At 56.0% G+C, this 26288-nt stretch carries 23 protein-coding genes; 6 read left to right on the top strand and 17 right to left on the bottom strand.

The features are described from left to right. Positions 1-78: 78 nt before the first annotated feature. Positions 79-2283: a S9 family peptidase gene (locus tag MTX78_RS18920; RefSeq protein ID WP_243797436.1), complete on the bottom strand. Its 2205-nt coding sequence runs from the start codon at positions 2281-2283 to the stop codon at positions 79-81. 316 nt (positions 2284-2599) lie between these two features. Here MTX78_RS18920 and MTX78_RS18915 point away from each other — a divergent pair, with 316 nt between their 5' ends. Then, positions 2600-3292: a class I SAM-dependent methyltransferase gene (locus MTX78_RS18915; protein ID WP_243797435.1), complete on the top strand. Its 693-nt coding sequence runs from the start codon at positions 2600-2602 to the stop codon at positions 3290-3292. Positions 3293-3415: 123 nt separating this feature from the next. Here MTX78_RS18915 and MTX78_RS18910 read toward each other — a convergent pair whose 3' ends face one another. Beyond that, a complete protein-coding gene (locus MTX78_RS18910) occupies positions 3416-3616 on the bottom strand; it encodes a hypothetical protein (RefSeq protein ID WP_243797433.1) in 201 nt (66 codons plus the stop codon). A gap of 146 nt (positions 3617-3762) precedes the next feature. Between MTX78_RS18910 and MTX78_RS18905 the strand changes: the two genes are divergently transcribed. The 4 genes from MTX78_RS18905 (at position 3763) to MTX78_RS18890 (ending at position 6701) form a co-directional block, all read left to right on the top strand. Next, the gene (locus tag MTX78_RS18905; protein ID WP_243797431.1) at positions 3763-4011 is read left to right on the top strand and encodes a hypothetical protein; all 249 of its coding nucleotides are present in this window, start codon (positions 3763-3765) and stop codon (positions 4009-4011) included. 63 nt (positions 4012-4074) lie between these two features. After that, positions 4075-4800, top strand: coding sequence for an ATP synthase subunit B family protein (locus tag MTX78_RS18900; protein ID WP_243797430.1), 726 nt, complete (start codon positions 4075-4077; stop codon positions 4798-4800). A gap of 116 nt (positions 4801-4916) precedes the next feature. After that, positions 4917-6350: an SHOCT domain-containing protein gene (locus MTX78_RS18895; RefSeq protein ID WP_243797428.1), complete on the top strand. Its 1434-nt coding sequence runs from the start codon at positions 4917-4919 to the stop codon at positions 6348-6350. A gap of 24 nt (positions 6351-6374) precedes the next feature. Further along, positions 6375-6701, top strand: coding sequence for an antibiotic biosynthesis monooxygenase (locus MTX78_RS18890; protein ID WP_243797427.1), 327 nt, complete (start codon positions 6375-6377; stop codon positions 6699-6701). An 8-nt stretch (positions 6702-6709) separates the two neighbouring features. Here the strand turns inward: MTX78_RS18890 and MTX78_RS18885 are convergent, their stop codons facing one another. The 7 genes from MTX78_RS18885 to MTX78_RS18855 form a co-directional block, all read right to left on the bottom strand. Continuing rightward, positions 6710-7372: a hypothetical protein gene (locus MTX78_RS18885; protein ID WP_243797425.1), complete on the bottom strand. Its 663-nt coding sequence runs from the start codon at positions 7370-7372 to the stop codon at positions 6710-6712. Beyond that, positions 7369-8823: a hypothetical protein gene (locus tag MTX78_RS18880; RefSeq protein ID WP_243797424.1), complete on the bottom strand. Its 1455-nt coding sequence runs from the start codon at positions 8821-8823 to the stop codon at positions 7369-7371. Before MTX78_RS18880 ends, MTX78_RS18885 begins: the two co-directional genes overlap by 4 nt. 190 nt (positions 8824-9013) lie before the next feature. Next, complete coding sequence (locus MTX78_RS18875; protein WP_243797422.1) at positions 9014-10489, bottom strand: hypothetical protein; 1476 nt, start codon at positions 10487-10489, stop codon at positions 9014-9016. Further along, on the bottom strand, positions 10470-14027 hold the full coding sequence (locus tag MTX78_RS18870) for a hypothetical protein (protein ID WP_243797420.1): 3558 nt from the start codon (positions 14025-14027) through the stop codon (positions 10470-10472). Before MTX78_RS18870 ends, MTX78_RS18875 begins: the two co-directional genes overlap by 20 nt. A gap of 137 nt (positions 14028-14164) precedes the next feature. Next, the gene (locus tag MTX78_RS18865) at positions 14165-15646 is read right to left on the bottom strand and encodes a hypothetical protein (protein ID WP_243797419.1); all 1482 of its coding nucleotides are present in this window, start codon (positions 15644-15646) and stop codon (positions 14165-14167) included. Positions 15647-15760: 114 nt separating this feature from the next. Then, positions 15761-16216, bottom strand: a complete 456-nt coding sequence (locus MTX78_RS18860; RefSeq protein WP_243797417.1) for a hypothetical protein — start codon at positions 16214-16216, stop codon at positions 15761-15763. Between the two features lie 56 nt (positions 16217-16272). Next, positions 16273-17598, bottom strand: a complete 1326-nt coding sequence (locus MTX78_RS18855) for a hypothetical protein (protein WP_243797416.1) — start codon at positions 17596-17598, stop codon at positions 16273-16275. 609 nt (positions 17599-18207) lie between these two features. On the opposite strand from MTX78_RS18855, the gene MTX78_RS18850 reads away from it, so the two are divergent. Continuing rightward, positions 18208-19209 carry a DUF3089 domain-containing protein gene (locus MTX78_RS18850; protein ID WP_243802929.1) on the top strand — a complete coding sequence of 334 codons (1002 nt, stop codon included), beginning with the start codon at positions 18208-18210 and terminating at the stop codon, positions 19207-19209. A 381-nt stretch (positions 19210-19590) separates the two neighbouring features. On the opposite strand, the gene tsf is transcribed toward MTX78_RS18850, so the two are convergent. The 8 genes from tsf to MTX78_RS18810 all read right to left on the bottom strand — a co-directional run bounded on the left by tsf (position 19591) and on the right by MTX78_RS18810 (position 26135). After that, positions 19591-20430, bottom strand: coding sequence for a translation elongation factor Ts (gene tsf, locus MTX78_RS18845; RefSeq protein ID WP_243797414.1), 840 nt, complete (start codon positions 20428-20430; stop codon positions 19591-19593). 150 nt (positions 20431-20580) lie between these two features. After that, positions 20581-21348, bottom strand: coding sequence for a 30S ribosomal protein S2 (rpsB, locus tag MTX78_RS18840; RefSeq protein ID WP_243797412.1), 768 nt, complete (start codon positions 21346-21348; stop codon positions 20581-20583). Positions 21349-21366: 18 nt separating this feature from the next. Continuing rightward, positions 21367-21753: a 30S ribosomal protein S9 gene (gene rpsI / locus MTX78_RS18835; RefSeq protein ID WP_243797410.1), complete on the bottom strand. Its 387-nt coding sequence runs from the start codon at positions 21751-21753 to the stop codon at positions 21367-21369. A 41-nt stretch (positions 21754-21794) separates the two neighbouring features. After that, positions 21795-22247 carry a 50S ribosomal protein L13 gene (rplM, locus tag MTX78_RS18830; RefSeq protein ID WP_243797408.1) on the bottom strand — a complete coding sequence of 151 codons (453 nt, stop codon included), beginning with the start codon at positions 22245-22247 and terminating at the stop codon, positions 21795-21797. 213 nt (positions 22248-22460) lie between these two features. After that, positions 22461-23174, bottom strand: a complete 714-nt coding sequence (locus tag MTX78_RS18825; RefSeq protein WP_243797407.1) for an RluA family pseudouridine synthase — start codon at positions 23172-23174, stop codon at positions 22461-22463. A gap of 91 nt (positions 23175-23265) precedes the next feature. Beyond that, on the bottom strand, positions 23266-24357 hold the full coding sequence (locus tag MTX78_RS18820) for a sensor histidine kinase (protein ID WP_243797405.1): 1092 nt from the start codon (positions 24355-24357) through the stop codon (positions 23266-23268). Positions 24358-24528: 171 nt separating this feature from the next. Next, entirely contained in the window at positions 24529-25227 is a 699-nt protein-coding gene (locus MTX78_RS18815; protein ID WP_243797403.1) for a response regulator transcription factor, read from the bottom strand. Between the two features lie 203 nt (positions 25228-25430). Beyond that, positions 25431-26135, bottom strand: a complete 705-nt coding sequence (locus MTX78_RS18810) for a DUF3108 domain-containing protein (protein ID WP_394805596.1) — start codon at positions 26133-26135, stop codon at positions 25431-25433. Positions 26136-26288: the final 153 nt, after the last annotated feature.

Here is a 26288-nt window from a genome sequence, read left to right as displayed (position 1 = left end):
ATAAGTCACGGCAGCCAAAAAGCAATACCCGCTTGGTTTAGCCAAGCGGGTAGTATACCACTGTTTAATAGTCTCGGCCTAGGAGCCTGGCTTCAGCGTTCGGCCCAGCCAGTCAAAGAACACCCGGTTCCAAAGCACCGAGTTTTGCGGCTTCTGAACCCAATGGCCCTCGTTGGGGAAATACAGAAAACGACTCGGGATGCTGCGCAGCTGCGCCGTGCCAAATGCTTCCATGCCTTGGTCTTCAGGTACTCGGAAGTCCTTGCCGCCGTGGATGACAAGGATGGGCGTATCCCAATTTCGGGCGAAAAGCTGCGGGTTGAACTCTTGATAGGACTGAGCTACATGTTGCTTCCTTTCGAACTCAGCATCCGCACCAAGGAGGGCAGACCTATTTGCTAGGTTGTCTGTAGCTGCTACCGGTTCAGGGTTGGTTGCTATGCGTGTTGCTGTCTCAACACGCATAGCTGAATCTTTCTGTGCGCTAGAAAGTGTTCTGCTCTTTGAGGGTATCTGCCAAGGTGCTCCGCCTAGCTCGTGGTTGGCGAAGAACATTTCCTCGGTGGTTGGGTACCAACTGGTGAGATTGTAGAGGCCAGCATGGGCAATGAAGGTTTTGAAGCGGCCTTCGTGCTTGCCCGCCAGCTGGTATACGGAGTAGCCGCCGTAGCTAGCCCCTACACACCCGCGCCGGTCTTTATCCACGTACGGCTCCTCGCTCACGGCGTCAATGGCGGAGAGGTAGTCGCGGATGGCTTGGCCGCCCCAGTCGCCGGAGATGCTCTTGTTCCAGTTGGTGCCGAAGCCGGGCAGGCCGCGCCGGTTCGGGGCTACCACGATGTAGCCGTTGGCCGCCATCAGCTGAAAATTCCAGCGGTACGAGAAGCTTTGTGTGATGGGGCTTTGGGGCCCACCCTGGCAGTAGAGCAACGTTGGGTATTTCTTGCTCGGGTCGAAGTCCGGCGGGTAGATAACGTACACCTGCATCTGCTTGCCGTCGGTAGTGCGCACCATCCGGGCTTCGCTCTTGCTGGTTTTGATGCCGGCTAGCTCCTGCTGATTAATAGAGGTAAGGGGCGTTTCGCGGCCGGTTTTCAGATCGACGCGCACCAGGTCGGCGGGGTGGCGTTGGGTGGTTTTATTGCAGATGGCCACGTCGGGGCCCGCTAGCTCGAAGCTGTTGTAGTTCTGCGCTCCTGTGGTTAGTTGCCGGATTTTGCCGCCTTTGCTTGGTACAGAAAACAACTGCTCGGTGCCAGCCACGACACTCACGAAGTAAATCGTCTTGCCATCCGGACTCCAACGGATGTTGGCAGCCGCTTGCTCGGACTTGGCTGTAATGTCGGCGCGCTGTTTGGTGTTGAAATCATAGACCACGATGCCAGTGCGGTCGGCCTCAAAGCCGGGAGTGGCCATGCTGAGCCACGCCACTTTGCTGCCGTCGGGGGAGAAAACCGGTTCTGTGTCGTAGCCGCCGAGGCCTTCGCTCACGTTCAGCGTCTTGCCGGCTCGAATGTCGTAGAGATAGATATCGGAGTTGGTGCTTTCGGCCTCCGCTTTGCCCGTGAGCTTGCGCGAGGTATACGTTAGCCGGTACCCGTCCGGAGCGAAAGCCAACTGCTCGGCACCGCCCAAGGGCTGCAAGGGCGCATCGAACTTCTCACCCGGCATGACATCCTTGCCATAGCCCGTTGGGCGCCCATCTTCCCCCACAGGCTGAAAAAAGACGTGGCTCGACTTGAAATCGTCCCAGGTATTCCAGTGGCGGTAGTTGAGGCCGTCGATGATGCGGGCGTCGGCTTTGGGAAGGTCGGGGTACCAGTCCTGCACCGATTTGCCGGTTTTTACATCTTGCGTGTACAAGATGAAGTTACCGGTAGGCGCGTACCGCAGGTTGGCCAAGCCTTCCTCCGGAAACTCACTGAGCTTCTGCTTGCCCGTGCCGTCGGGGTTTAGCACGTACAGTTGGTCGCGGCCGCTTTCCGCCGACAGGAACGTAAGCTTGCCGTCGGGGCGCCAGTTGAGCGTGTTTTCCGAGTCCGGCGAGTTGGTGAGCTGCCGGGCCGGACCGCCCGCTACCGGCACCAGCCAGATATCAGCATTGCCTTTGTTGTCGGCGAGGCTGAAGCGGGTCACCGTGTAAGCCACCGTCTTGCGGTCCGGCGACACCTGCATTTCGCCGAGGCGCCCAAGCTTCCAAAGCAGCTCGGGCGTGTACACCTGCTGTTGAGCTGCTGCTGCTAGCGGCAACAACGTCAGCGCAGCCAAAAAGGAAATTTTCATAAGGAAAAAACCAAGCAAAAGTGGGAAGTGCAAGGTATGAATCGGTGGGGCTTGCCACTTCGCTGGCAGCAAGAAAGCCCCAACCCAGTACTGCGTCTTCAGCGCTCCGCGGCCGGCTGGTGTACCTGCCCAACCTCTCTATATGAGGGATACAGACTATTTAATATCTATGAAAACTAATACTAAGGCAGTTTGCGTTCATAGGATAAGAACACCTGCCTTGTGCTCGACTTCAGCCAGAAGAAGTTGTCTTTGACCGAGTCGATAGCACGGCAGACGTTCTAATACGCGTAAATTGGGTTAGCTATTCTTTCCTATGAAATCCTTATTTACTGTCTCCTTGCTGTTTGTGCTGTCCACGACGGGCTTCGCACAGCAGTCGGCTTCTGTGCTGAAGCCAGCGCCCAGCCCTCGGGAAACCAAGGAACTGGAGCGTCAAAAGTGGAATGCCGTGCTTACCGGCAAGGAAACCCGCGTGGCCTTTAATGCCCGGCCCAACAAGCTGCTGGCTGAAACCATAAAAGGCCGGCCCACCGGCAAGGCGCTCGATGTGGGCATGGGCCAGGGACGCAACACGTTGTACTTAGCAAACCAAGGCTGGGATGCCTACGGGGTAGATATAGCCGACGAGGCGGTAACCCTGGCGCAGGATAATGCGCGCAAAGCCAACTTACGCATTACCACCTTCGTGCAGGATGATGCCGAGTTTGATTTCGGTAGCAACCGGTGGGACTTGGTGGCATTCATTTATGCGGGCGGGCGTAACCACGTCGAGAAAGTGCACCAGAGCCTGAAACCAGGCGGATTGGTGGTTATCGAAGGTTTCCACCGCGACGCTACCCGGCAGCGCAAAATAGGAGAGAGTGTGGTGTTCGACACCGATGAGCTAAAGAAGCTGTACGCGGCTGCCGGCTTTACCATTGTGCGCTACGAAGAAACCGAAGGCATCGGGGACTTTGGCTTGCAGCAGATGCGGCTGGTGAAAATGGTGGCGCAGAAAAAAAAGTAGCGTTTGTCTGCTTGTCAGTGGGCTAATTGAGGGTCAAGCAGGTGGTACTGCTGCCTGCTGGCGGCCACAGAGGTCTGAGTGGGAGTAGCGCTTGGCCCAAGCTTCGCGCTACCTCCTTGTCAGTTAGTCTTTTTTGTCTTGGCTGGCGGGCTTCTTACGGCCCGAGCCGCTTTTCTTGCCGCCACCGTCTTGCTTGTTGACGGTGGCCCAAGCCCGAGCTTCGGCTTCTTCTTCGGGTACGCCCCGCTTTTCGTAGCTCTCTTCGATGTGTTCAGCCTGCCGTTTCTGCTTGTCGGTGTAAGCCGACTTGTCTCCTTGTGCCATGGTGCCAGATGGGTTAAGTTGATAAAAAGCGCGTACTGTGCAGTAGTGGTACGACTCTGGCCGTAGGGTGTTATGTCGAGCTGTTGGCATTGGTCGGGTGGTCCTGCCTATCTTCGTGCATTCTTATTTCATCTTCTGTTTCTACCATGCGTCAGCTTGCCGATATTCCGCATCCAGAGGTCAAAATCACACTTTTTTCTTGGAACGGGAAGTACCTCATCAAGCTCGAAAAAGGCCCGTACGAGCAAACGTATAAGGTGAGCGAGATGGACGTGACCAGCGACGAGGAAGTCCGCACCTTACTCGATGAAGAGTTTGTGCGCGCCGTTATCAATCGGTTCCAGCAGATGCACCAGGATCTGCAAGCCACCTTCGAACGCCACGACATCTATTAGCGCCCTTTCATTATCCTGCTTCACCCCCAGCAGCTTTCAGTGCTTCACTGCCCTTCTGAACCCATGAAAAATCAAGTTCACTTTTTGCTTTTCCTGCTGGCGTTTGTGCTAACAGGGTATTCCGCCAGCGCGCAGATGTACGAAGTGCGCGACAACAGTATCAACTACGAAAAGCAAGAGCGGGCCGCGGCCAAGGTACTGGTAGACGGTACGCCTGAGTGGACCCGCAACTTCTGGCAGTCTTGGCTGAAAGATACCTACAATATCAAGAGCAAGGGCAACGGCACGTTCGGGGTGGGCAAGCGCGACGTGCTGGCTGCCAAGCAGGTGCCCGCTTCTAGCGTGTCGGGCAAGCTGATTGACCTCTACGCCATGGTAACGGCGCCGTCGGATAGTGTAACGGAGCTGGCCGTGTTTGGCGGCTACGATGCCAAAACCTACTTCAGCCCGGAAAACACACCAACTGAGTTTGCAGCCATGCGGACCATGGCCCAGAACTTCGCCAAAGCGGCTCGCCTGAAAGCGTATCAGGAGCAAATTGAGGCTGCGGAGAAAGAACTGCGCGAAACCGAAAAAGAAAAAGACCGGCTGGAAAAAGAGCGGACAAGCCTAGCAAAGAACACCGAGAATAACCTAGAGAAAATTGAAGCGTTGAAGAAGCAAAACATCGACAACAAGCTTAAGGCCAGTCAGGATTCCGCGCAGCTACTCGTCAACGCGCAGCAACTGGAATTGCGTAAGGCCAAGCTACAGCGACGCAAAGACCGGCTCTCCACCCTCGGGCGCTAACAGCTTGCTAGTCAAGCACGGCACTAGCTGTTCTTTCGCTGGCGCCAACCAACACCACTTCCTCACTCTCGTTTAAGGCCTGACAGTACTTGCCTTAGTTTATTCGCCCTGCTTACATGGAAAAAGGTTCTTCACCCCTCGACACCCTTCGCCAACTCCGGGAGTTGCTTGATGCGGGCACCATCACGCCGCAGGAGTTCGAGACGCTGAAGGGCAGACTGCTGGCCGAGCAACCCGCTCCGCCGACGGTTCCACTGAATCCTACGTTTACGGCTCCCACAACAACTCCTGAGACACCCACCTCCGTTCGGCCAGAGCCAGAAACTGCGCCGCCCGCCGCTCCAAGTCCGGCGAACGGGCCAGCCGAGGAGTTGCCGCCGTTACTGGACTTCTTCAAGCAACCATCAACACCAACTTCGCCGCCGCAACCGCCCGCTGCACCAGTAAGCCCCGATAAGCCAGCCTACAACGCTCCTACGCCGGCTCCCGTTGTGCCGCCAGCCTCTTCTACCCCGGACTTCTATCCGCCGCGGCCAGCCACGCCACCCACGCCACCCGTCTCGCCTACGCCCCCGCAATTCTACCCGCCAACTCCACCGCCGCCCGCTGCAACCGCGCCGCCGGATTTCTTTCCACCCAGAACGCCAGCACCGCCCGTGCCGCCCGTGGAACCTGTTCGTCCGGTTGGGCCACCGGTAGCCGTGAAGCCCTTGGTGGTGACGCCACCGCCGACAGCACAAGCACCCGACTTAGAGGAGTATGAGGAAGAAGATGCGCCAGCTAAAAGCCCGCTTGGCAAAATTCTGGCTATAGGCGGTGGGCTGTTGCTGCTAGCGCTTATTTGGTACCTGGTTGCCGGACAATCCAGGTCCAGTGAACACCTCACCAGCATCAGCCAGACTGCCGCCGATACGGTAGCCGTCACGCCTGAAACTGGCCCCCAGGCCGAGCAGCTGGACTTGCCACCGGCCGCCGCGCCCGAAACGGTGCGCGTGGCCCCCGTAATTCCACCCGTAACCACTGATTCTGCGGCAGTTGCGGCGTCCTCCGGCACTACCGAAGATGCCCCCCAGGCAACCCAGGCTACTCCTCCCGTCACGGAAACGAAGCCGGCCGAGAATACCAACGAGGCCACTGATAGAGTGCGCGACGTATTGGCAGCCTATTACGCTGATATCCAAGCTCCACCGTTTAACGCCGACCAGTACTTCGCACCGCAAGTGGATCTGTTTGTGATTTTGCGTAACACTACGCCTGCGGCCATTAGCGCGTGGTTGGAGCAGAATCGGTTTGCTGAGCTAAAAGACGCGCAGTTTCAAGTGGAGCCCGGTAGTCTGCGAGTAGCCGCCCCCGCCAACGACGGTTCGCGGGTGGTTACTTACATCGAGCGGGGCCGCGGCTTTCGTCAGTCGCTTCAGAAAAACCAGTACATCCGCGCCCAAATGCGCCTGCGCCTCAACCCCGACTATAAAATCACCTACCAAAAACAGGAGCGCTTGCTAGAAAATACGCTCACCGATCCGGTGGCACCCCCGCCCACTCCTGAATAGGTTGCGTTTCTAAAAGCAAAGCACATGATAGCAAGAATGTGGCATGGAGCCGTGCCCGAAACCAAGGCCGACGCCTACTACGAGTACCTGCTTCGCACCGGCTTAGCTGATTACCGCACTACACCCGGCAACCAGGGCGTAACCGTTTTGCGCAGAGTACAGGATGGGGTCGCCCACTTTCAGCTACTAACTTTTTGGGAGTCCTACGCTGCTATCCAGGCCTTCGCCGGTCCTACCTACGAGCAAGCACGCTATTACCCAGAAGATGCGGCGTTTCTGCTGGAAATGGAGCCGTACGTCACGCACTACGAGGTGCTGCCCTTGCCAAATGATACGGGGCTTGGCAAGTAGCTCTCCTGTTACTTCCCCAAAGAGCCAATCTTGGGCTGAATCTGGATGATGAAGCGCTTGTTCTTGCCTTCTTCGGCGCCGGTGTAGCGGCCGGTGCCGCGGAACCCGCTGCCCGCCGCTACCACTTCCAGATTGGAAGGGAACCGGACACCCGCTTGCTCCCACAGACGGATAACGGCCAGGGCGCGGTTGTAGCTAAGCTGCCGTACGGCTGGTCCATCGAGGTTGCGCGGGTCGTCGTCGGGGTAGCGCAGGTCTTTGGCGGCGCGGCCTTCCACCACAATGAGGTACTGCACGTTGTCGTTGCCTAGGGTCTGCATTTGGCGTTGCAGGAAGCGGCCGGCTTGGGTGAGGGGCGTGCGAGCCACATCGGGTAGGGCGTCGCTCTTGGGCGCAAACGTGACGGGGAAGTTCAGCTCGTAGCGTTTGTAGCGCTGGTTGTACGTGAAATAGTCGCTTTCCAGGCGTTGGAGGGCGGCTTTGATTTCATCGAGCTTGCGCTTCTCCTGCACCTGCACGCGGAGCTCAGCAATCAGGCGCTCGTTGTTGTTTTGCTGGTCTTGGAAGCGTTTGTAGCTAAGCACGAACAAGACCAACATCACCAGAAACAGCGCCGTCATCAGGTCCACGTAACTAGGCCAGAAGAAGTTGTTGCGGCCGGTCGTCTTCATCGGGCCTTGGGCTTGGCAGGAGTTGGGCTCCCGAATACCTTCTCCATCATGCGGCCGACGGGGCCTTTGGCCGTGGCTTTTTCAAGCAGCGTGTTGAGGGTACTCATCTGCTGGAGAAGCTGCGTGTTGATGGCCGCATCATCGGCCATTTTTTGCATCAGCCGGTCGTGGGTGCGGTTGATGGACTGGCTCAGGATATCTTGCTGGGCGTTAAGCTGCGCCTGCTGGTGGTGCAGGTTCTTAAACGGCTCCATGTAGCGCACAATCTTCTCGTAGATATTGTCGCGGTTCAGGGTCTTGAAATGGTCCTGCCACAAGTTAGCGGCCTCATCGGCTTCCTTCTGGAAGTGACCCATGCGGCGGCGCATCACATCGGCCAGCTGATGGTACTGCTCGTCAAAGAACTGCTGCGTCTGGCCGGCCATGCGGGCCATTTCGGCCTGGTTCTGCTGAAAAAACTGGAGCTGCGCCCGCACCGTGCCATCGTGCTGCGAAACCAGTTCCGGCACGGCGTTCAAGCCTTTTTCCAGATTCGTGAGGCGGTTGAGCAAGCCCGAAACCCGGTCTGCCACGGCGTTGCCGGCTATCATGGTGGCATTCAGCTTATCCTGGTACACCAAGAAGTTCTCGAAGTGGTGGGCACTTTGGGCCACCTTATCGAACACCCGGATACTGGCATCGGCCATTTGGGTGTAGCCTACTTTCTGCAATTCCTCCAGGAAGTTCTTCTGCGTGCTGATGTTCTCGTTCAGCGCATTGATAATGGGTCCGAATTCGTAGATTTTATCTACGAATTCCTTATTGAAGCTGTCGAGCACCGACTTGAGGTTGCTCAGGCTGCTGGCCATATCGGAGTGCAGAATGGGCAGCAGCTCCACTTGCAGGAAGGTATAGTAGTCGTTCTGGCGCTCCTCGGCCTGGCGGTGTGCGGCGCGGTAAAGCATACCAGCCCATTGCGTGAAAAACAACCCGAGTAAGCTGCCCACCATGGCAATAGCCACGCCCTGCAAAAACGACTGAATGGCGGCCTCATCGAACTTGCCCCCGCTCAGCAGCAAACTGCCTAAGCCAAGAATGGCGCCCAAAAAGGTGCCCATCAAGCCGACATATAGGGGGGTAGAAGTGCCTTGCTGCACTTCATTGTCCAGCGCTTCGGCCCGGCGCTCGGCAATGTTCTGCAGGATATCGAAGCTGGCGGTGCCCTTATTTTTGAGCAGGTAGGCATTGGTATCTACCAGCACGTCCTTGAAGTCGGGGGAAGCGGCGGGGGCTTCTAGCGTGTCTACTTGCTGGCCAGTGGTGGCGTCTTCCACCCGGCGCAGGCGCAGTTGGTCGTCCGTCGGAAACAGAGTAGCCAGTCGCTCAATATCGAGGCGGCTACGGCGGAAAGCCAGTATCTGCACCGTCAGAATGCCTATAACTACTAGCAGTTCCAGCAGGGCAATTACCATTGGTACGTACGGTTTAAAAGAGAAGTGTGAGTGGTAAGAGTGTCATGCTTCGACTGCGCTCAGCATGACGGATATAGTTTGACAACATCAGCGGATAAATCACTTTAACAAGTGTGCTGTATTAAATCAAAATAAGAACGTCATGCTCCGGCCAGCGCAGCATGACGTTCCTTTACAAAGTTACACTCGACTACACGAAATAAATCCGGGCTTTCTGGTTGATGCGCCAGTCGCCGGATGGAGTGCGCTGCACAGTGCCAGGCGTTTCGGTGATAATGCGCGACACTGGGCCGGTAGGGTAATTGTAGGTGCAAGCCGGCTCCAAGATGCTCATGTGGCTACCAATGTAACCGCCATGGCCGCTTTCGTTGCGCGTGACCACGAAAGTGCCTTGGTCGGGAGTCCGCTCGTCCACCATTATTTCAAAAATGGTGTACGATGCAGGCGCGTCGGCTAGATTGTCGCGCAGAAACGCCCCGTTGATGGGCTGCTGATTGGCATAGATGACATGCACCCGCGGGGCTGCGGGCTCTGCTGGTGCCGGGGCGGCCGGAGCTTCAACGGCAAACAAATGGTCGGTTTGGTCGGGTTCTGGAGCTGCATAAACCGCCTGCTGCGGAGGAACTACCGGGGCTGGTGCCGCCGCTTGGGGCTGTGCTTGGCGGGTTGGCGGCTTAGGCGCTTGCTTTTGCTTGGGCGCTGGCGCCGCTGGTGCTGTTGAAGGCGATTTAGCTTCATTCAAGGCCTTGTACACCACTTCGCGCACTTCCATGAGTTGCGCATTACTCAAACGACCGTCCTGACTGAAAGACTGTTGCCGTTGCGTTGAGGTTCTGGCGGACTCACTATCGTACGTGCTTGCGTCATACGACGAAGAGCGTTGCCGCCCGCCCGATTTGCTACGCGTCAGCAGCAAGTACAGCACGCCTAGCAAACTCAGGCCCGACATCAACAAAGCAGCCCAAAGAAGCGGGGGAGTAGCGGAATCGGGCATAGCAGGAGCAGGGGTTGAAGTAGGAATATCGGTTTGTGCTTCGGGCTGTAGCTGCCCCTCGGGTACTTCGTAGGCATCGGCCCCGGAGTCTTGAGCCGGGGTAGCCGCTACCTCGGTGACGTCGGCAATGGTGGGGGCGGTGTCGGCTGCTTCGGCCGCCGTAGTAGCCGTGCCGGTAGCTAGTTGGTTGAGCTGCCTAGACAGCGCCGTGAGGCTGCTTTTGCGCTCCAGGTCCGCCATGCGTTCCGGGTTCTTTTGCAGCTCTGCCACTATGGCTTGGGCCAGCCCACCGTAGTCACTCGGGTTGACTTTGTCTTGAATAGTACTGACAACGCCCCGGAACTTCAGCACCCGCTGCTGCGCACCAAGCTTCTGCTTTTCTAGCACCACCGCCGCATCTACTCCCTGGTTGAAAGCGGAGATGCTCTTGTCTTGGATAGTCTTCAGTAGCTCTGCCTGAATTGGCTTCAGGGCAGGGTCGTCGGTGTAAACAAACCGGGCAGTAGCGGCCCACATTTGAGCGCGGGCGTTGGCGGGAACCACCTCGGTGGTTCCCGCCGCGTTGCCGCTGGTTTGTGCCAGTACCGCCGGCCCGGATAGCAGCGAGGCGGCTACCGCGGCGGCGCGTAGCCACTGACCGGCGGCCGAACTCTTACTGCGGTTGCGTGGCATAGTTCCGTTTGAATAGCTCGCGGCCCAACTGGAATAAGGCGTCGCGGAAGGGGAAGAAGAACAGCGTTTCGGGCAGTCGGTCGTCCGGCTTCGCGCCGTTGTTAAGCAAGGAGTTCAGACCGGCATTCAGGCTGTCTTTGAGTTGGCCATCGAGGAAGTTGTACACGAAGTCCGGATTCATTTCCACGTTCAGGTCCTCCAACAAGTCGCGAACTTCCTGCGAATCGTGGGTGAGGAAACGGACCAAGCGGCGGGCATTAGCTAGCACGTCTTCGCGCAGAGCAGTGGCGTCGCCCAAGGTCAGCACTGAGGTTGGGGCTGGCGCGGAAAAGGGCTCCACGTCCGCGGGCACCGTACCCGGCAGCACGAACTCCTTGGGGTCGTTGAGGTGATTGCCGTCCTTCATCTTCCAGAGCACGGCGCCGTTGGCGGTAGCCTCTTTGGGCTGGCCTACTAGTGTGAGGCGGAAGTCACGTGGCGCGGTTTGGCCCGAGGCAAATTGCAGCACCAGCTTCGCCAGCTCCGTCAGCGCCGACAAGTTGGAATTCAAATCCAGCATGCGCAGGTAGGTGCTGCCTTTGCCGCTGAAGCACAAATGACGCGGTACATCCAGACCACGAGCCTTGCACACCTGGCCCACGTGGTACACGATGGCCGCAAAGTGCAGGAACAGCACCACGCGCAAGTGCTTGGCGCCGCGCAGCTCTTTCGAGAATTCCAGCTGCTTATCGAACCCGAATAGCAAACTCACCACGTCGGCAGAGCCAGCCTTGCTTTCCAGCGCCGCCTTCACCACCTCGCGCGCTGCCCACGCTTCCTGGCTGATGGGCTTGTTGGCCGTGCGGCTCACGTAGTAGTACAGCAAGCCATTCTGCTGCCGCGACCCGCCGCCTGCTCCGTCGCCCCACAGCACGTCGCCGGCAAAGCGGAACGAGAGGGTAGCTTCCGGCTGCCGACCGCGCAACAGCAGCACGTCGGTAGTACCACCACCGATGTCGATGTTCACCACGTTTTCGTCGCCGGTCGGCACAATGCCGCCGTCGGTACGGGGGTCAGTCAGGTACAGGTACGGCGCCCACGATTCGCTGATGTGCGCTAGGCGAGTACCAGCTTCCTGCCCGAAGATGCGCGAAAACTCTTCCTGCCAGATTTCCTCGAAGTCCCGGATGCCGCTCTTCTTCATGCTCAAAGGCCGCGACCATACCACTTGGGTCTGGCTCACGTCGCCTTCGTTGAGCGCTACTTTGTGCTTAATAAGCAGCAGCAGCTCCCGGATGTACGCCCGAATGCGCTGCACTCCGGCGGCGCGATGGGCACCCTCGGTATCCCACTTCAAGTTGGTTTGATAGCGCCCATCCTCGGGGTGGTTGTACAACGATCCGTCGCGGCTCAAGTGGAAACCGATATTGATGCTGCCAAACAGCATCGGGTCGCCCTCTCCCACAAACGCCGGCGACTCGCACGTGGCCGTCCGGATAGGGAAAGCCACGTCGGCGCCATCGGTACCAATGAAGGCGGGCACGAATTCGCGGTTACGCACCGTGTCGGCCAGCGGCATAGTGCCCAAACTACCCACGCCGTAGCGAACTGGCAATAGATAATCGGAAGTGGCGAGGGGTTTGTTGAGCGTTACCACTTGAAGTTCTTTCTCCTTGGTGATGCTGAACGGCTGCGGCTCGCCCCGCTCGGCCGTCGCGAAGGCAACGTGCGTGTTGGTGGTACCAAAGTCCACGGCAAACGTGAACCGTTGCGAACCACCCACGGCCGTCTGCCAGCGCGGCACCAGCAAACCACTCACCGCCCGGCCCGGCCGCGCGAAGTCGGCGGCTGGCGTTTCTACTTCCATGAAATCGAAGTGCGTGCCCACCACCTCGTAGTAGGTGCTGGCTGGTCCGCGGGCGTTGCGGCCCATGCGCTGGTGCGTGCGCACACCGCGCATATTGCCTGCGCCTGCCGGAGCCAACGCTTGCTGCCCCGTGTAGAAGCGCAGACGCGCCAAGTCGGCACCTTCGTTTTGGTCGGCTAGCTGCACGTAGTAGTGGCTGTTGCCGCCAGCCTGCGCCACGTTCGGGAACTTGTAGAACGGGAACACGCCCACGTTCACGCGGGCACTTACCCGGCCGCCATTGTACGGGGTTTTGGCGTTGTCGCTCGGCACAGCGGCCACCGTCTGGTCGGCACTGGAGCCGGGCCCAGGGCGGTAGTAGTAGCGCCGCTCGTACATCACTTCACGCCCACTCGTAACGGGTATAGCGAGCTGCACTAGCACGTGATTGTCAAACACCGTGAGGCGCAGGTAACGGTCCAGGTCCTCGGGGCGGAAGTAGTCGAAGTAGCGACGCTTCAGCGGCAGCAGGAACCGGAACGGCCGGTCCTCTAGGCGCGTGCCCGGCTCCGGCAGCACCGTGCCGAAGTGGAACCGCTCGGTGTTCACCGCAAACGGGACTTCCACCAACATGTCTTCCAGCAAGTCGTTCACCGTCAGGAAGGGGTACTGCACGCCCAAGCCTTCCAGCCGGCGCTTATCCAACTCTTCGTCGTAGCTCCACTTGATAACCGTGGAATCGGTACCGGGCGTACCACCGAAGTAGTTGCCGCGGCGCAAATCCAGGCCCGGCAGCAGCGCCAGCGGCGTTTTACCGAGTTGTGGCACCGTAGCGGCCACAAACCAGTCGCTGCTAATTGGCTGCTGTGCCTCGGCCAGGTGCCGCAGCTCCACGCCCCGAATCTGCACGGCATTGCCCTGCGCATCGCGCAGCGGCTCGTAGGGCTGGTTGAAGGAGGATGCCGTTTGGTTCAGCTCCGCCAGCTCATTCATGCGGCTCCGATCCAGCGCCGTCAGGAAGTCGTACACGCTGCCTGCAAAGTCTTTGCTGCGCAAGCTTTTCTCTACCTCAAACAGACCGAAGATGTACGTCTGAAAATCAGCTTTCCGAGCGGTCAGGGGCACTACTTCGTTGTCGAAATAGAAGCCGGTGCCGCCTTTGCGCTGCGTGTTTAGCGGCCGTACTTCCGGGTGCACAAATACCAGCGTAAACGGCGAAGTACCGCCCAATAGCTGCGTGGTGCGGCGCCCGCTGGCATCCTGCCGGTCCGCGAAAATCAAATACAGCGCGTCTACCTCGCGGAAGTGTTCATCGGCCAGGTACAGCGCCAGTGTGTCGCCGAGCAGCTTCACGCGCGGGTCGGAGCTGCCTTGCAACTGCTGCAATTGCTCCTGCTTGTGCCAGGCTACAAAGCGCAGTTGGTACTCGTCGGTGGGCTTGCTGTAGAATAGCAGCTCCAGCAAGTCCCAACACTGCGACACCTGCCGGTGGTACAGCGAGTGGCCCTGCGGCTGCTGCTTCACGAATTTGAAAGCAGTTTCCAGCAAGTGCAGCCGGCCAAAAGGCGTGGGAATGGCGGTGGCCGTGCGGCGGGAGTTGCCGCCAGCGGGGTCGAGCATTCGCTCGGCTTCCAAGGCCGTCAGTTGGTTGGATTCCTGCCAGCCGCGCAGGTTAGCATTGCCGCGCTCCAGCAGCTGTAAGATATTACTCATGTAGTACGTTTCGTTGGACCTTACCCCCGGCCCCTCTCCTCAGGGAGAGGGGTGCGTTCAACGGGGAGGAAGAATATAGTTTATACTGCGTCGTCTGGAACCCCTCTCCCCGAGGAGAGGGGCCGGGGGTGAGGTTATTAAAACCCTGGTACTTTGGCGTCTACTACGTCTTCCATCACCTCGCTGAAGGCCCGCACAAACTCGCCAGGCGCTTCCGCTTCGGTTACTTTGCGTAGTTGCTTGTCAAGCCGTTCGCGCACGTAGCTGCGGCTGATGGTGTCGGAGTTGAAGAAGCCTTTCTTCACTTCCTGACCCTGCACGATCTTGTCGAAATCAGCTTCATCGAGGCGGAACGGGACGAAGTGACGGGCGTTGTCGCGCAGTTCGCGCAGCCAGGATTTGAAGCTGATGGGCTGGCCTTCAGGCGAGTTATAGTCGAATAGGAAGCGGCGCAGGTCGCGAAAGAATGGGGCAGTTTGCCAGGCACTCTTCAGGTTGATATTTTTGGCGTACACCGCGTCGTCGGTTTCGGGGAAATGATGTTCCAGCCACGTAGCAAAGAATTTGAATCGGGTGAGAGCCGGGCCGAGCAACGGCCGCGTTTGGTTGGGGTCGAAGCTCTCGAAGCGCACTTCCATATCGTCGCGCTCTAGGCCGTACTCGTAGAAATGCGTGTCGTTTTGGAGCACAGCAGCCGGCTGGCGCATGAAGTCCAGCACCGACAGCGCGCCTACCAATTCCACGAAGTGGGCATCGTTGCGCTGCTGGTTGCCGCCCTCGCGGTTTTCCTGCTGCTTCTGCGCTTGGTCGCCCACGTAGTAGAGCGAGTTCAGGTCGGGCAGGTTGCGCTGGTAGTACGCCAGGGCCGCCTTGGTCTTTGTGATGAAAGTGTTGGAATCGATGGAGCTGGTCTCGTCGCTTTTCAGGTCGAAGTAGGGCAGTACGGTCAGCGCACCCATCGGGGCCGTGTTCAGCAGGTGCTTCTTGGCCAAGTTGCCCTTGGGGTTACGCAGATTCTTAAGCAGCAGCGGGAAGCCAGCCGCCCCCGTGCCCCCGAAGATCGACGAGATGAAGAACACCCGGTCGTCGGGCCCGAAGCCGTTGGCGAAAAACTCGATTTCCGGCGAGTTCATCAGCTGATTCAACACAACGCTGCCTACGTTGGGACTGCCTTTAAAACCGACCGTCAGCGGCTCGTTCAGGCTCTTGGGGTCGAACAGCAAATCAACCAAGTGCTTGGTTTCAACGGGCAGCGAGTTGTAGTGCAGATAGTCGCGCAACGGCTCATCCATGCCGCTGAAGTTGTACTCGAAGGTTTCTTTCACCCGCGGGTCGCGCTCCTGCCCCGAAGTAGCAGCCATGGAAGCCAGCGTTGCAATTTCGGTGTGGAAAAACTGACCGGCTTCCGGCGCGGGCCGCAATTGCTGGCGCAGGCGCTGGTAGGTTTTCAGCAGTTCAATGGTGCGCTGCTTATCACCGTTCAGCGCATCCGGGTCGATGATGATGGGAACGACTCGGTTGCAATTTTGAAGTTCCACTCCCGCGGCCAGCAGCATCGTGAGCGAACGAATGACCCGGGAACCAGTGCCCCCGATGCCGAAAATATAAAGCGTTGCCATATGTAAAAGGAAGTGGCTGAAAAGGTGCTGAGCACGGTTTCTGCCAGATTTGAGGATGGTACCAGAATGCTGTGCTGCGCTTGTCAGAGCAGGACGGGCAGGTTGGCTGATAGTCTAATTAGGCCAGCGCACCGGCGTAGTGCGGGCACTCACGGAAAGGCTTTTCACCGCGAAAGAGCAGAGAATGAAAAACAGAACTGCTACTAACGTATTCGTGGCCGTGAAGCCCCACAGGTAACGTTTCAGCGTGGAAACCTGCGCCACGGCTAGCTCCTCGCCGGTTTCTGCCAGCTGTGCTTCCACTGCGGCGGCGGCCTGCTGCCAGGCAATGATGGCGCCCAGTATGGCCGTCAGCAACAGCATAACGGCCCAATGTTGCGTCTTAAAAAAAGAAGTAGTGACAACGCGGTTTAGCACCACATAGAACAGCAGCGCCATGCCCAAGGCCACGAAGAAGGTGGTTAAACCCACTCCCGGGAAAATACTTTGCCGGTACACGGGAATAAGGCTGGACGGGTCCGGGTTGCCCAACAAGGCCTGATAAAGCGCAGTGAAAAACGATTGGAGCATAGAGTTGGAAGAGAAAGGAAGAGGCAGTAGAGAGTTGGTAGATAATCGTGTTAGTGTTAGTCACGGCGCAAGGCCACTGGCACATCGAAGAGTACGGGGCCAGTGGCGGATTGACCGCCGAAGCTTTCCGCAACGCCCGCCAGTACTTCCGTTAGCAGGAAAGTTTTAGGTCCTTGGCTGGCAATGTTGCTGTCGTTGGAGGTGGAGTAGATGGTGGCCCATATTGGAGCGGTAGGCGCCAGCGCCAGCCGGAGCGTTTGTGGCTTCTGGCGCGAGGCCGTCGAAGGAAGCTTCGAAACGCTGATTTGCGTGAAATGCGTATATGCCCGGCCCGCAGCCGGCACGGGTGGGCCGCCAGCCGCCGCCCATGTTTTCACCAGCTTGGCATCAGTGTTGCCTGGCTCCAGACGCAATTGCGACACAGAAAAGCTCTTTCGGGCGGCCAGCGGAAGGTTTTTCAAATCAAATCCCACCACAAACTGTGCGGGCTCTTTCGCCGACAATGAAGTGAACGATACGCCCGTGGCCTTACCCCCTTGGGGTCCGGGCTCAGTATACCATTCACCCTTGCCTTGGTAGCCCGTCACGACACCATAAGTAGGTGCTTCATATTTAGCATTGAAATGCACCTGCGGCTGCTGGTCGAGCCGCCCCATCAGCTGCTGGTTTACTTGCGCTACCAACGGCGCTGGCCCGAGCACCCACACATAATAGGGGAGCTTGGTCCCGGCCAAGGTCTGCCGCTTGGTGCGGTTGCCCGGATAGAAATTGCCCCGAAACTCCGACGTATTCGCAAACACCGACACGGCTAATTCTGCCGGATTCGCGGTGCTTAACGCATCTTTTACATCGGTGCGCACGCGCCACGTTTGCGTCGGGTCCTTGGGGCCGTAGATAAAATCGGAAACGATAATGCTGACCGTACCAGGCTTTTGCAGCTTTAGCACCTCGCGTAGCATATCCGGCATTTCGGTGCCCGCCGCCGGATTCTCGATGCCCCGGCTGATAGTCTGGCTTAGCTCAGCGTAAGAAGTAGGTTGAACTACCGGATTCTCTTTCACGAAATAGTAGCCAGCTGTTGTGCCTTGCGTGGTGCGGCCCTGTACGTCAGAAAGTAGTGCCGTAACGGTGCGTTGAAATTCGCTGCCTGGGTCGCCTGGTTGGTTGGCTCGCACAAACCCCTGCATGCCGCCCGATATGTCAACGAATACATTGAGTTGGCGCAGACCAGTGGTTTTGGTGGTTGCTTCTTCAGTTTTGGGACTTGCAGCAGTGGCAACCTTGCTGGCGGCTCGTTTCTCGCCTGGCACGTCGCAGGCGCTTAGCAACAAGGCCAAACCGCAGGCCCAAAAAGAGAGGTGGCGTTTACTAGTCAAGGCCATGAAAGAATGAAAGCAGAGTAGGGTACAGGAGAGGCACTGAGTAGCTAATACGTTCATTCGGCGCTTTCGCTAACAATGTATTCCGGCAAGAGTATTGGTTGGAGGTGAGGCAAGGACTAGCAAAGCAGAAAGTAGCAAGGCAATATCGTGCCATTCGGTTCAGGTTGGAATGCTGCTGTAGCGTATATGCTTCGTGGCGTGTACATTAAAAATATCTGTTTCGCTCGTTAGCTATTTCCAAGGGTAGCCAAAAAGTACAAGATCATAACAACTGTCTGTTTCCTGCGAAGAGGTAGATGACTTCTGATCAACATTGAGGGTGCTAAACGTCTGAGCCGCCCAACTATGTATAAGCAGAAAAGCTCGCAAGGTCAGATGCCTTGCAGGAGTGGTGCTACGTGCAAGTAAGAGAATTCCATTTTAAATCTGATCAGCACTCCAGTTGTCGCCTGCTATCAACCAGTTACGTAACGTGGCTGCACTACCTTTACTGTATCTTATCGGACGCGAACTGGTGCGCTTGGGTAGCGCATGCGGTAATTATGCCTGCTTTCTATGATTTCTGCTATTTCGTATCGCCTTGCTTGGTTAACAATTTGCTTGCCTGTAGTGCTTGGGTCTTGCCTTAAAGCTATCAAGCCTAGCCGCGAGTTTCCTAGCTATTCGATCCCTACTGCTCCCGACTATGCGTTACCTAGCAGCTGGGCCGCCTTACCTACTCGGGCCGATGCCGCCGATGCAGTACCCACCCATTCGGGCTTACACGACGAGCAAGCCAGTGCCCCCGTTGACGTGTTCTTTGTTCACCCAACTACTTACCTAAGCCGGACTGGTTGGAACGCCGACATCAGCAACAAGCAGATCAACCACATAACAGATATAAGCACCATGCGCCGACAAGCATCCGTTTTCAACGCTACTGCGCGCATTTATGCCCCACGCTATCGGCAAGCTACGTTGTTCTCTTTCTTCGACGAGCAGACTAGCAATGGCAATCAAGCTATTAACCTGGCTTACGAAGACGTGAAAGCAGCATTCCGTTATTACCTCGCGCATTACAACCAAGGCCGTCCCATTATCCTGGCCGGACACAGCCAGGGTACACGCCACCTTACCCATTTAATGCATGACTTCTTCGACAACGACCCAGTGCTTCGGCGCAAGTTGGTAGCGGCTTACTTGGTTGGTTTCAATGTGCCTGACAGTACGTTGAACGTTGTCCGCCCCTGTGAGGATTCCACCCAAACCGGTTGCTATGTAGCCTGGAACACCGTGGATTGGGGACAGGAATACGCTCCCTATGCTCATAGCGTCGTGACCAACCCTCTAACGTGGAAGCGCGACACGGCTACAGCTATAGCGCACCTCAACCTCGGGGGGACTTCCTATGGTTTCAGCAAAGTGGATACCGCCGTTGTGGATGCTAAAGCGCATAACGGGCTACTCTGGATTCATCGGCCGCAATCCTACGGCTACCCCCGCTTCCTGCTGCCCGGCCGCCCCGAGCTAAGCCATTCCTTTCACCTCGTCGATTATGCACTGTTCTACATGAACATCCGGCAGAATGCCGCGGCGCGGGTGCATGCGTATCAAAAACAGGCAGGACATTAATCGTTGGAATGTCGGAGCAACTCAGACTCAAAAACCCTTCTAAAGTGACTCACATCTATCTCAGGACAGTGCTGACTAAAATCGTCAAATCCATTCCAAAAGGCTTCTTCATTGAAGTCTTCAAAGTCATCTGCTCCTAGTAATGCCAAGTTATGGAGGAGATAAGCAACCGGCCCAGCGTAATTGACATAACGCCTACGCTGCTCATCTGTGAGTCTTTCGGCTGGACTAACACCACGTGGGGGTTTGCGGATTGTTTGTAAAAAGTGGTATAGCAAATACCGATGAGCTCTTTTCGTGTGTTCATCCATAGGCCGCAAATAACAAAAAGCCCCGCTAGCATTATACTAGCGGGGCTTTCTCAATATGTTAGGCTAAAGCTTAAGCACCGATGGCTACACGCTTGAAGTCAGTTACCGTCATGCCTTTCGACGTTTTGTCGAGCAGCTGAGCGATGGTTACCGAGTTGTCTTTCACGAACTCTTGGTTCAACAACGTATTTTCTTTGTAGAACTTGTTGAGTTTACCTTGCGCAATCTTCTCGAGCATGGCTTCAGGCTTGCCTTCAGCACGTGCCTGCTCTTTGCCAATTTCAATTTCGCGCTCAACGGTAGCAGAATCCACACCGTCTTTGTCAACCGCTACAGGCTTCATCGCTACAATTTGCATTGCTACGTCGCGGCCTACAGTGGTTACATCAGCACCGTTCACGTTCTTCAGGCCTACGAGTACGCCTTTTTTACCGTCAGAGTGGATGTAAGAAGCTACTTTCTCGGCGCTCATGTTAGCGTAGGCTACTACGTCCAGCTTCTCGCCAATTTTGCCCATCAAGTCGGTGATGTGGTCTTGCAGGCTACGGCCGTCTTCTTGCGAAGCAGCAAGTAGGTCTTCTTTGGTAGCCGCGTTGGTTTTCACAGCTGAGTCGAGGATTTGCTGTACTAGGTTGCGGAAATCAGGCACCTTTGATACAGGCTCCGTCTCGCAAGCTAAAGCAACCAACTTGCCGTTGGTGCCTTCTTCGTTCACGCTTGCCAACACCAGACCTTCAGAGGTAGCGTTGTCGGAGCGCTTATCAGCAATTTTCTGGCCCTGCTTGCGCAAAATGTCACGGGCAGCTTCGAAGTCGCCTTCGGCTTCTACCAAAGCTTTTTTGCAATCCATCATGCCGGCGCCGGTCATGGCGCGCAGCTTGTTCACGTCTTGGGCGGTAATTGCTGCCATTCTTGGGAAAGTTTAGAGGCTAGTAGCTACTAGCTAGTGTTAGTATTTGTGAGTGGAAACGGCAAAAGAAGAAGTCAGAAGCAAAACCCGGGACCTGGTATGCACCATCGGATTCTAGCTTCTGACTTCACATTTTAGCTTCTTGAAAGCTTATTCGTCGGCAGTCAGTTTTTCCTGGATGCCTTCGTCTTCTGCTTGCTTCTTGTCGGCATCTTCTTTGTCGACTTTGCGCTCCGACAGGCCTTCTTCGATAGCCTTACCAATCACGCCCACGATGAGCTGAATAGACTTCGAAGCGTCGTCGTTTGCTGGAATCGGGAAGTCTACCAATTCAGGGTTGGAGTTGGTATCGCAGATAGCGAATACCGGAACGCCCAACTTCTTGGCTTCTTTCACGGCAATGTGCTCGCGCTTCACGTCTACCACGAACAAAGCAGCGGGGAGGCGGCTCAGATCGGCGATACCGCCAAGTACACGCTCCAACTTCTCACGCTCACGCGTCATCATCAGACGCTCACGTTTTGCGAGGGCAGCATAAGCGGTGTTTTCCTTCACCATCTTGTCGATGGTGCTCATTTTCTTCAACGACTTACGCACCGTGGCGAAGTTGGTGAGCATACCGCCCAACCACCGATCGGTCACGAATGGCATCTTCAGGCGGGTAGCCTCAGCCGTTACAATTTCTTGCGCCTGCTTCTTGGTTGCAACGAACATTACCTTGCGGCCGCTCTTTGCAATGTTGCGGATGGCGTTAGCCGCCTGATCCAACGAAACAAGCGTTTTGTTGAGGTCGATGATGTGGATACCGTTCTTCTCCATGAAGATGAACGGAGCCATTTTCGGGTCCCACTTGCGCGTGAGGTGACCAAAGTGGGCACCAGCGTCAAGCAGATCTTTATATGATGTGGACTGAGCCATGATGAATTTCCTCTGGGATTAGCGTTTCGAGAACTGGAACGAACGACGAGCCTTGCGCTTGCCAAATTTCTTGCGTTCCACCATGCGCGGGTCGCGGGTCATGAAGCCTTCCTTCTTCAGGGCCGGACGAACTTCTTCGCTGTTCCCTACGAGGGCTTTCGAGATGGCCAAACGGATGGCTTCAGCCTGAGCCGAAATACCGCCACCGCCTACGTTCACCTTGATGTCGTACTGACCAACCTGCTCAACAACAGCAAGCGGCTGGTTCACAATGTTTTCCAGGAGTTCGTTACCGAAGTAAGTCTTCATGTCCCGGCCATTGATAGTGATATTCCCTTGCCCGGCCTGCATGTAGATGCGGGCCACCGAGGTTTTTCTTCTACCAGAGGTGTTGGTAATTTCCATTAAGTGAAAAAATTAAAGAAAAGAGACGCCGAACGATCGGCTTAAAGGTTTTTCAGTTCAACAGCTTGCGGCTGCTGCGCTTGATGGGGGTGCTCGTTGCCGGCATACACGTACAGGTTGCGGAACTGCTCGCGGCCAAGGCGGTTGCCTTGCAGCATGCCTTTTACGGCGTGCTCGATTACGCTAGCCGAGTTCTTGGCCTTTTTGTCGCGCAGGTTAACGCGCTTCTGACCACCTGGATAACCCGAGTGGGTTACATAGATTTTATCGGTCAGTTTCTTGCCAGTCACACGCAGGTTGTCGGCGTTGATGACAATAACGTTGTCGCCGCAATCAGAGTTGGGCGTGAACGATGGCTTGTGCTTGCCACGCAGCATGTTGGCAATCTGGCTGGCCAGACGGCCCAGGGGCGCAACACTGGCATCAACCACAACCCAGGCCTTATCGGCGTTGGCTTTGTTGACGGATACCGTCTTGAAGCTCAGATGATCCATTGGGAGGAAGGTAAGCGTTTGGAAATGAGATGAAACCGAAACCCGGTCCGGGAAAACGGACACAAAGTTACCGCCTTTCGGCGGATTTGCAACACAGGGATTGAGAATTATGCCTAGCAAGCAGCTATAAGACAGGAGCTAGGGTGGTAAAGAGCAGGTTGCCACTTTCCGCCTTATTGTACAGGTGGATGCGCTGACCCCAACTCTTGGTTCTTACTGATACTGCCGCAACGTGTCAACCAACACCCGAAAATCTTTGGGATAAGGAGCTTCAATCGTCACACTTTCCCCATCCAGTTTAGCAAACGTGAGGCTAGCAGCGTGTAAGGCAAACCGCTTGATGAATGGCTGCTCTTCCTCGCCTTCCTTGATATTGAACTTCTTCTTTAATGACGACAAATAGAAGTCCTCACCGCCGTACATCTTGTCGCCGATGATAGGCGCTTGCAAATAGGCGAGGTGCAGGCGGATCTGGTGCATACGGCCCGTAATGGGCTGACATTCCAGCAAGGTATGGCGGGCAAACGCCTCCATGGTGCGTACCAGCGTCACGGCAGGCTTACCGTTGTAGGCCAAACGGGCGCGGCCCTTGGTGGTCGTCTCGATATTGCGGTCCACGCGCAAGCCATCGTATTGGTGTACACCCCACGCCGCGGCATGATATACCTTGCGCACTTTGCGGTCTTCGAACTGCATGGCCAAGTGGCGGTACGCAGCCGGGTTTTTGGCAAGAGCTAAGGAACCACTGGTTTCTTTATCGAGACGATGGCAAGCTTGCACGTCGTCGTACTGCTCACGGGCGAGGCGCAGAATGTTTGGCGCGCCGCCGAACCGCTCGTCGAGTGTGGCTAGGAAAGGGGGCTTGTTGATGACGACGTAGTCTTCGTCTTCGAACAGAACTAGGTCTTGGAAATTAGGTAGCTTCATAAGAAGCTGCAAAGGTAACGAGGTAGCGGGGGAAAGGCGACACCCCTATAACGAACAGGCGCTAGTAAAGCCCATACTTCTTGGTTGTGCGTTACGCTTCACCCGTAGCATCTTCGCTCGTGACTTTACTTGCTGTAACTGGGTTCTTGGGTTTCAGTAATTTGAATTCCAATGTTGTTCCTTGCCCCATTTCACTACGCACCCTGATGGTGGATTTGTGCGCTTCTACAATATGCTTGCAAATAGCTAAGCCTAAACCAGAGCCACCGGAATCACGAGAGCGGCTCTTATCGATGCGGTAGAACCGCTCGAAGATGCGGTTTAAATGTTGTTTTGGAATACCTGTGCCATCGTCGGTGACGGCTACGCGGATGGCTTTCCCGCTTTCTTGTAGCGTAACAACGACGTGGCCATCTGTGCGTCCGTATTTAATGGCATTGTCAATGAGGTTGATCAACACTTGCCGGATGCGGTTGCGGTCGGCCAATACGCGTACACCAACTTCGGGAAGGTCGAGTGGCCGCAATTCCAGCCGTACGTTGCGGTGAGTGGCTTTCAGCTCCAACTGTTCGAAAATCTCTTGCACCAGTGCTACCAGGTCGAAACTTTGGCGGCGCATGCGCACTACTCCCTTTTCCAGCTGAGAGATGGTAACCAAATCTTGCACCAAGGTATCGAGGGAGTCAAGGCTGTTGGCGGCTTTTTGCAGGAACCGCTGCCGCGTGAAAGCATCTACGTCTTCATCATCTAAGATGGTGTGAAGGAAGCCTTGGGCCGCGAATATTGGCGTTTTTAACTCGTGCGATACATCAGCCAGAAATTCACGACGTAGAGCTTGTAGTCGCTTCAGTTCGTCAATTTCCTTTTGCTTGCGCTCGGCCATTTCCACAATCTCGTCGCGCATGCGCTTGAGGGGTTCGGGCCGAAATAGAAATTTATTGGAGAGCTTCTTGAATTCCTTCCGCTTTACATTCTCCAGGCTGGCATAGATGCTATTGATTTCCCTGAAAATCAGGGCTTCAAACATGAGGTATAGCAACAGAAAACAGGCAGCCACCGTGATACCGGCTGCTAATACGCCTTGCCGTAGTTCCATAGTTGGTCCTACCCATGCCAACGTGGTAAGCACAACAGCAACCAGCAGCGATAAAATGACGGCAATGATGCGCGAAGAGATATTCAAACCAAGCACAAGCGTTAATTCAACGTTAAATATAAATGATGAAGTACGGATGACAGCAGCACTGCCCGCATAACACGCAAAGACCCCTCACACATCGTTGCAGCGGTACTTGATACCGGCAATGTTGATGCATGAGGGGCATTGTGTAACGTAGACTGCCAGCGCTAGACGTTAGTCGGTGTTGAACTTGTAGCCTACCCCCTTAATCGTTTGGATGTGGTGGTCACCAACCTTCTCGCGCACTTTGCGCACGTGCACGTCAACTGTGCGAGCCAACACAAATACATCGTTGCCCCAGATGTTTTGGAGCAGTTCCTCGCGGCCAAATACTTTGTGTGGGGTAGCGGCCAAGAAAGCTAGCAGCTCAAACTCCTTCTTAGGTAGCGTGATTTTGCGTCCTTCCTGATACACCGAAAACCCAGTCCGGTCTATTTTAAGGCCGTTTATTTCGATAGTGTCTTGCACGGATTGCGGGTCCCGGTCGCGGCGGACGAAGGCTGCGAGGCGGCTAAGCAAGGCACGAGGCTTGATGGGCTTGGCAATGAAGTCGTCGGCGCCAGCCTCGAAGGCAGCTACTTCCGAAAACTCCTCGGCGCGGGCCGTCAGGAAAATGATATACGTGTCTTTGAACTTAGGCAACTCACGGAGATGGCGGCAGGTGGCAATGCCATCTAAATGGGGCATCATCACATCAAGCAGAATAATGTCCGGAGCAAACTGAGGGGCGACTTCCAGGGCTCGGCGTCCGTCAGGAGCCGAGGAAACAGAGTAGCCTTCCTTGCGCAGGTTGTACTCCAATAGCTCCACGATGTCGGGGTCATCATCGACCACCAGGACCTTGTACGCATTAGGATTAGCGGGTGCTTGCACAGTACGGGGTGTTTGGTAAGAATGAATGCGCGAAGACAAAAGTACCGCCGCGTTTGTGTCCGGCGTGTTACGTTTTCGTTAACCCTCGGTTCGTTCAGAAACCTGATCTAGGAGAGAGTAAGAAGAGTGCCTAGACCCGAACCACAAAACAACGCGAAGAAGCCATAAAAAAAGCGGCTCCAAGTTGGAGCCGCCGCATGTTGTTAGTTGTGAGCCACCAGGTTGAGGCGGGATTTCAAGCCTTGATACTTGTACATATCCACCTTAACGGCTCCCACGAACATTTCAGCCTGAATCAAAACCGGAATCTTGTTCCGGTCGTCGGAGAGATACACCGATATGGCATTCTCGCCTTTAAAAAGCTTGTTGCTAGGCATCTTTGGTACCAGCTTGATAGCCCGAATGGTGCCTGCTTTGGTTTCCACCGTTTCGCGGCCTTTGTAGATGACGTCCATGGAAAATACATCCTCATCGAAGAAGCCTTGTACTCGAATAACCTCGCCAATACGGCGCTGGTCGTAGCTGAGGGTACGCAGGTAATAGAAGCCGCTGACTATGTCTTGCACATTGTTAGGGACTTTGTAGGTGCCACGCTTCACCTTGTTTTTGTCTTTGCCATGCCGCTCCACAGCAGCCATGTGCTTGATGTGGTCGAAGTCCACTGTTTCGCGGCGGCGGTAGTTGTTTTCCTCGATGTTGCGGAAGAAACGCTGCGGCAATATGGTCGTGGTATCAATGTAGGTGCGCCACGTGTCACGAATACGCAAAAACACGTCGAAAGAGCCTGTAGTACGGCCCGTGACAGATGCCTTGAAACAAGGGCGCTCATTTACGCGGTGCAGATTGCCATCAACTTCAATAGTGGCCTCTGCGGCATTAATAAGGCCGTAGTGCACTTTGTATTGCATTATTTCTCCTTTTGCGATACTGGTATTCGGAACCGACCGTACCTCATCGGAAGGCTGGAATGCCAGTAGCGCGGCCAAGGGCAACGCAAGAAGAAAAGTCGATAGCCAACAACGATTCATAAAATAGCTAACAGGAAAAAAGAGGTTCCTGAT

Source organism: Hymenobacter tibetensis, from assembly GCF_022827545.1.
In the GTDB taxonomy this organism is placed as follows: Bacteria; Bacteroidota; Bacteroidia; order Cytophagales; family Hymenobacteraceae; genus Hymenobacter; species Hymenobacter tibetensis.
The sequence above is the reverse complement of the archived record's forward strand: the minus strand, read 5'-3'. Positions and strand labels throughout refer to the sequence as shown.

Bases quoted from the DNA above. Each gene is read 5' to 3' on its own strand.
- MTX78_RS18920 (WP_243797436.1), bottom strand. From the start codon at position 2,283: ATGAAAATTTCCTTTTTGGCTGCGCTGACGTTGTTGCCGCTAGCAGCA.
- MTX78_RS18915 (WP_243797435.1), top strand. From the start codon at position 2,600: ATGAAATCCTTATTTACTGTCTCCTTGCTGTTTGTGCTGTCCACGACG.
- MTX78_RS18910 (WP_243797433.1), bottom strand. From the start codon at position 3,616: ATGGCACAAGGAGACAAGTCGGCTTACACCGACAAGCAGAAACGGCAG.
- MTX78_RS18905 (WP_243797431.1), top strand. From the start codon at position 3,763: ATGCGTCAGCTTGCCGATATTCCGCATCCAGAGGTCAAAATCACACTT.
- MTX78_RS18900 (WP_243797430.1), top strand. From the start codon at position 4,075: ATGAAAAATCAAGTTCACTTTTTGCTTTTCCTGCTGGCGTTTGTGCTA.
- MTX78_RS18895 (WP_243797428.1), top strand. From the start codon at position 4,917: ATGGAAAAAGGTTCTTCACCCCTCGACACCCTTCGCCAACTCCGGGAG.
- MTX78_RS18890 (WP_243797427.1), top strand. From the start codon at position 6,375: ATGATAGCAAGAATGTGGCATGGAGCCGTGCCCGAAACCAAGGCCGAC.
- MTX78_RS18885 (WP_243797425.1), bottom strand. From the start codon at position 7,372: ATGAAGACGACCGGCCGCAACAACTTCTTCTGGCCTAGTTACGTGGAC.
- MTX78_RS18880 (WP_243797424.1), bottom strand. From the start codon at position 8,823: ATGGTAATTGCCCTGCTGGAACTGCTAGTAGTTATAGGCATTCTGACG.
- MTX78_RS18875 (WP_243797422.1), bottom strand. From the start codon at position 10,489: ATGCCACGCAACCGCAGTAAGAGTTCGGCCGCCGGTCAGTGGCTACGC.
- MTX78_RS18870 (WP_243797420.1), bottom strand. From the start codon at position 14,027: ATGAGTAATATCTTACAGCTGCTGGAGCGCGGCAATGCTAACCTGCGC.
- MTX78_RS18865 (WP_243797419.1), bottom strand. From the start codon at position 15,646: ATGGCAACGCTTTATATTTTCGGCATCGGGGGCACTGGTTCCCGGGTC.
- MTX78_RS18860 (WP_243797417.1), bottom strand. From the start codon at position 16,216: ATGCTCCAATCGTTTTTCACTGCGCTTTATCAGGCCTTGTTGGGCAAC.
- MTX78_RS18855 (WP_243797416.1), bottom strand. From the start codon at position 17,598: ATGGCCTTGACTAGTAAACGCCACCTCTCTTTTTGGGCCTGCGGTTTG.
- tsf (WP_243797414.1), bottom strand. From the start codon at position 20,430: ATGGCAGCAATTACCGCCCAAGACGTGAACAAGCTGCGCGCCATGACC.
- rpsB (WP_243797412.1), bottom strand. From the start codon at position 21,348: ATGGCTCAGTCCACATCATATAAAGATCTGCTTGACGCTGGTGCCCAC.
- rpsI (WP_243797410.1), bottom strand. From the start codon at position 21,753: ATGGAAATTACCAACACCTCTGGTAGAAGAAAAACCTCGGTGGCCCGC.
- rplM (WP_243797408.1), bottom strand. From the start codon at position 22,247: ATGGATCATCTGAGCTTCAAGACGGTATCCGTCAACAAAGCCAACGCC.
- MTX78_RS18825 (WP_243797407.1), bottom strand. From the start codon at position 23,174: ATGAAGCTACCTAATTTCCAAGACCTAGTTCTGTTCGAAGACGAAGAC.
- MTX78_RS18810 (WP_394805596.1), bottom strand. From the start codon at position 26,135: ATGCAATACAAAGTGCACTACGGCCTTATTAATGCCGCAGAGGCCACT.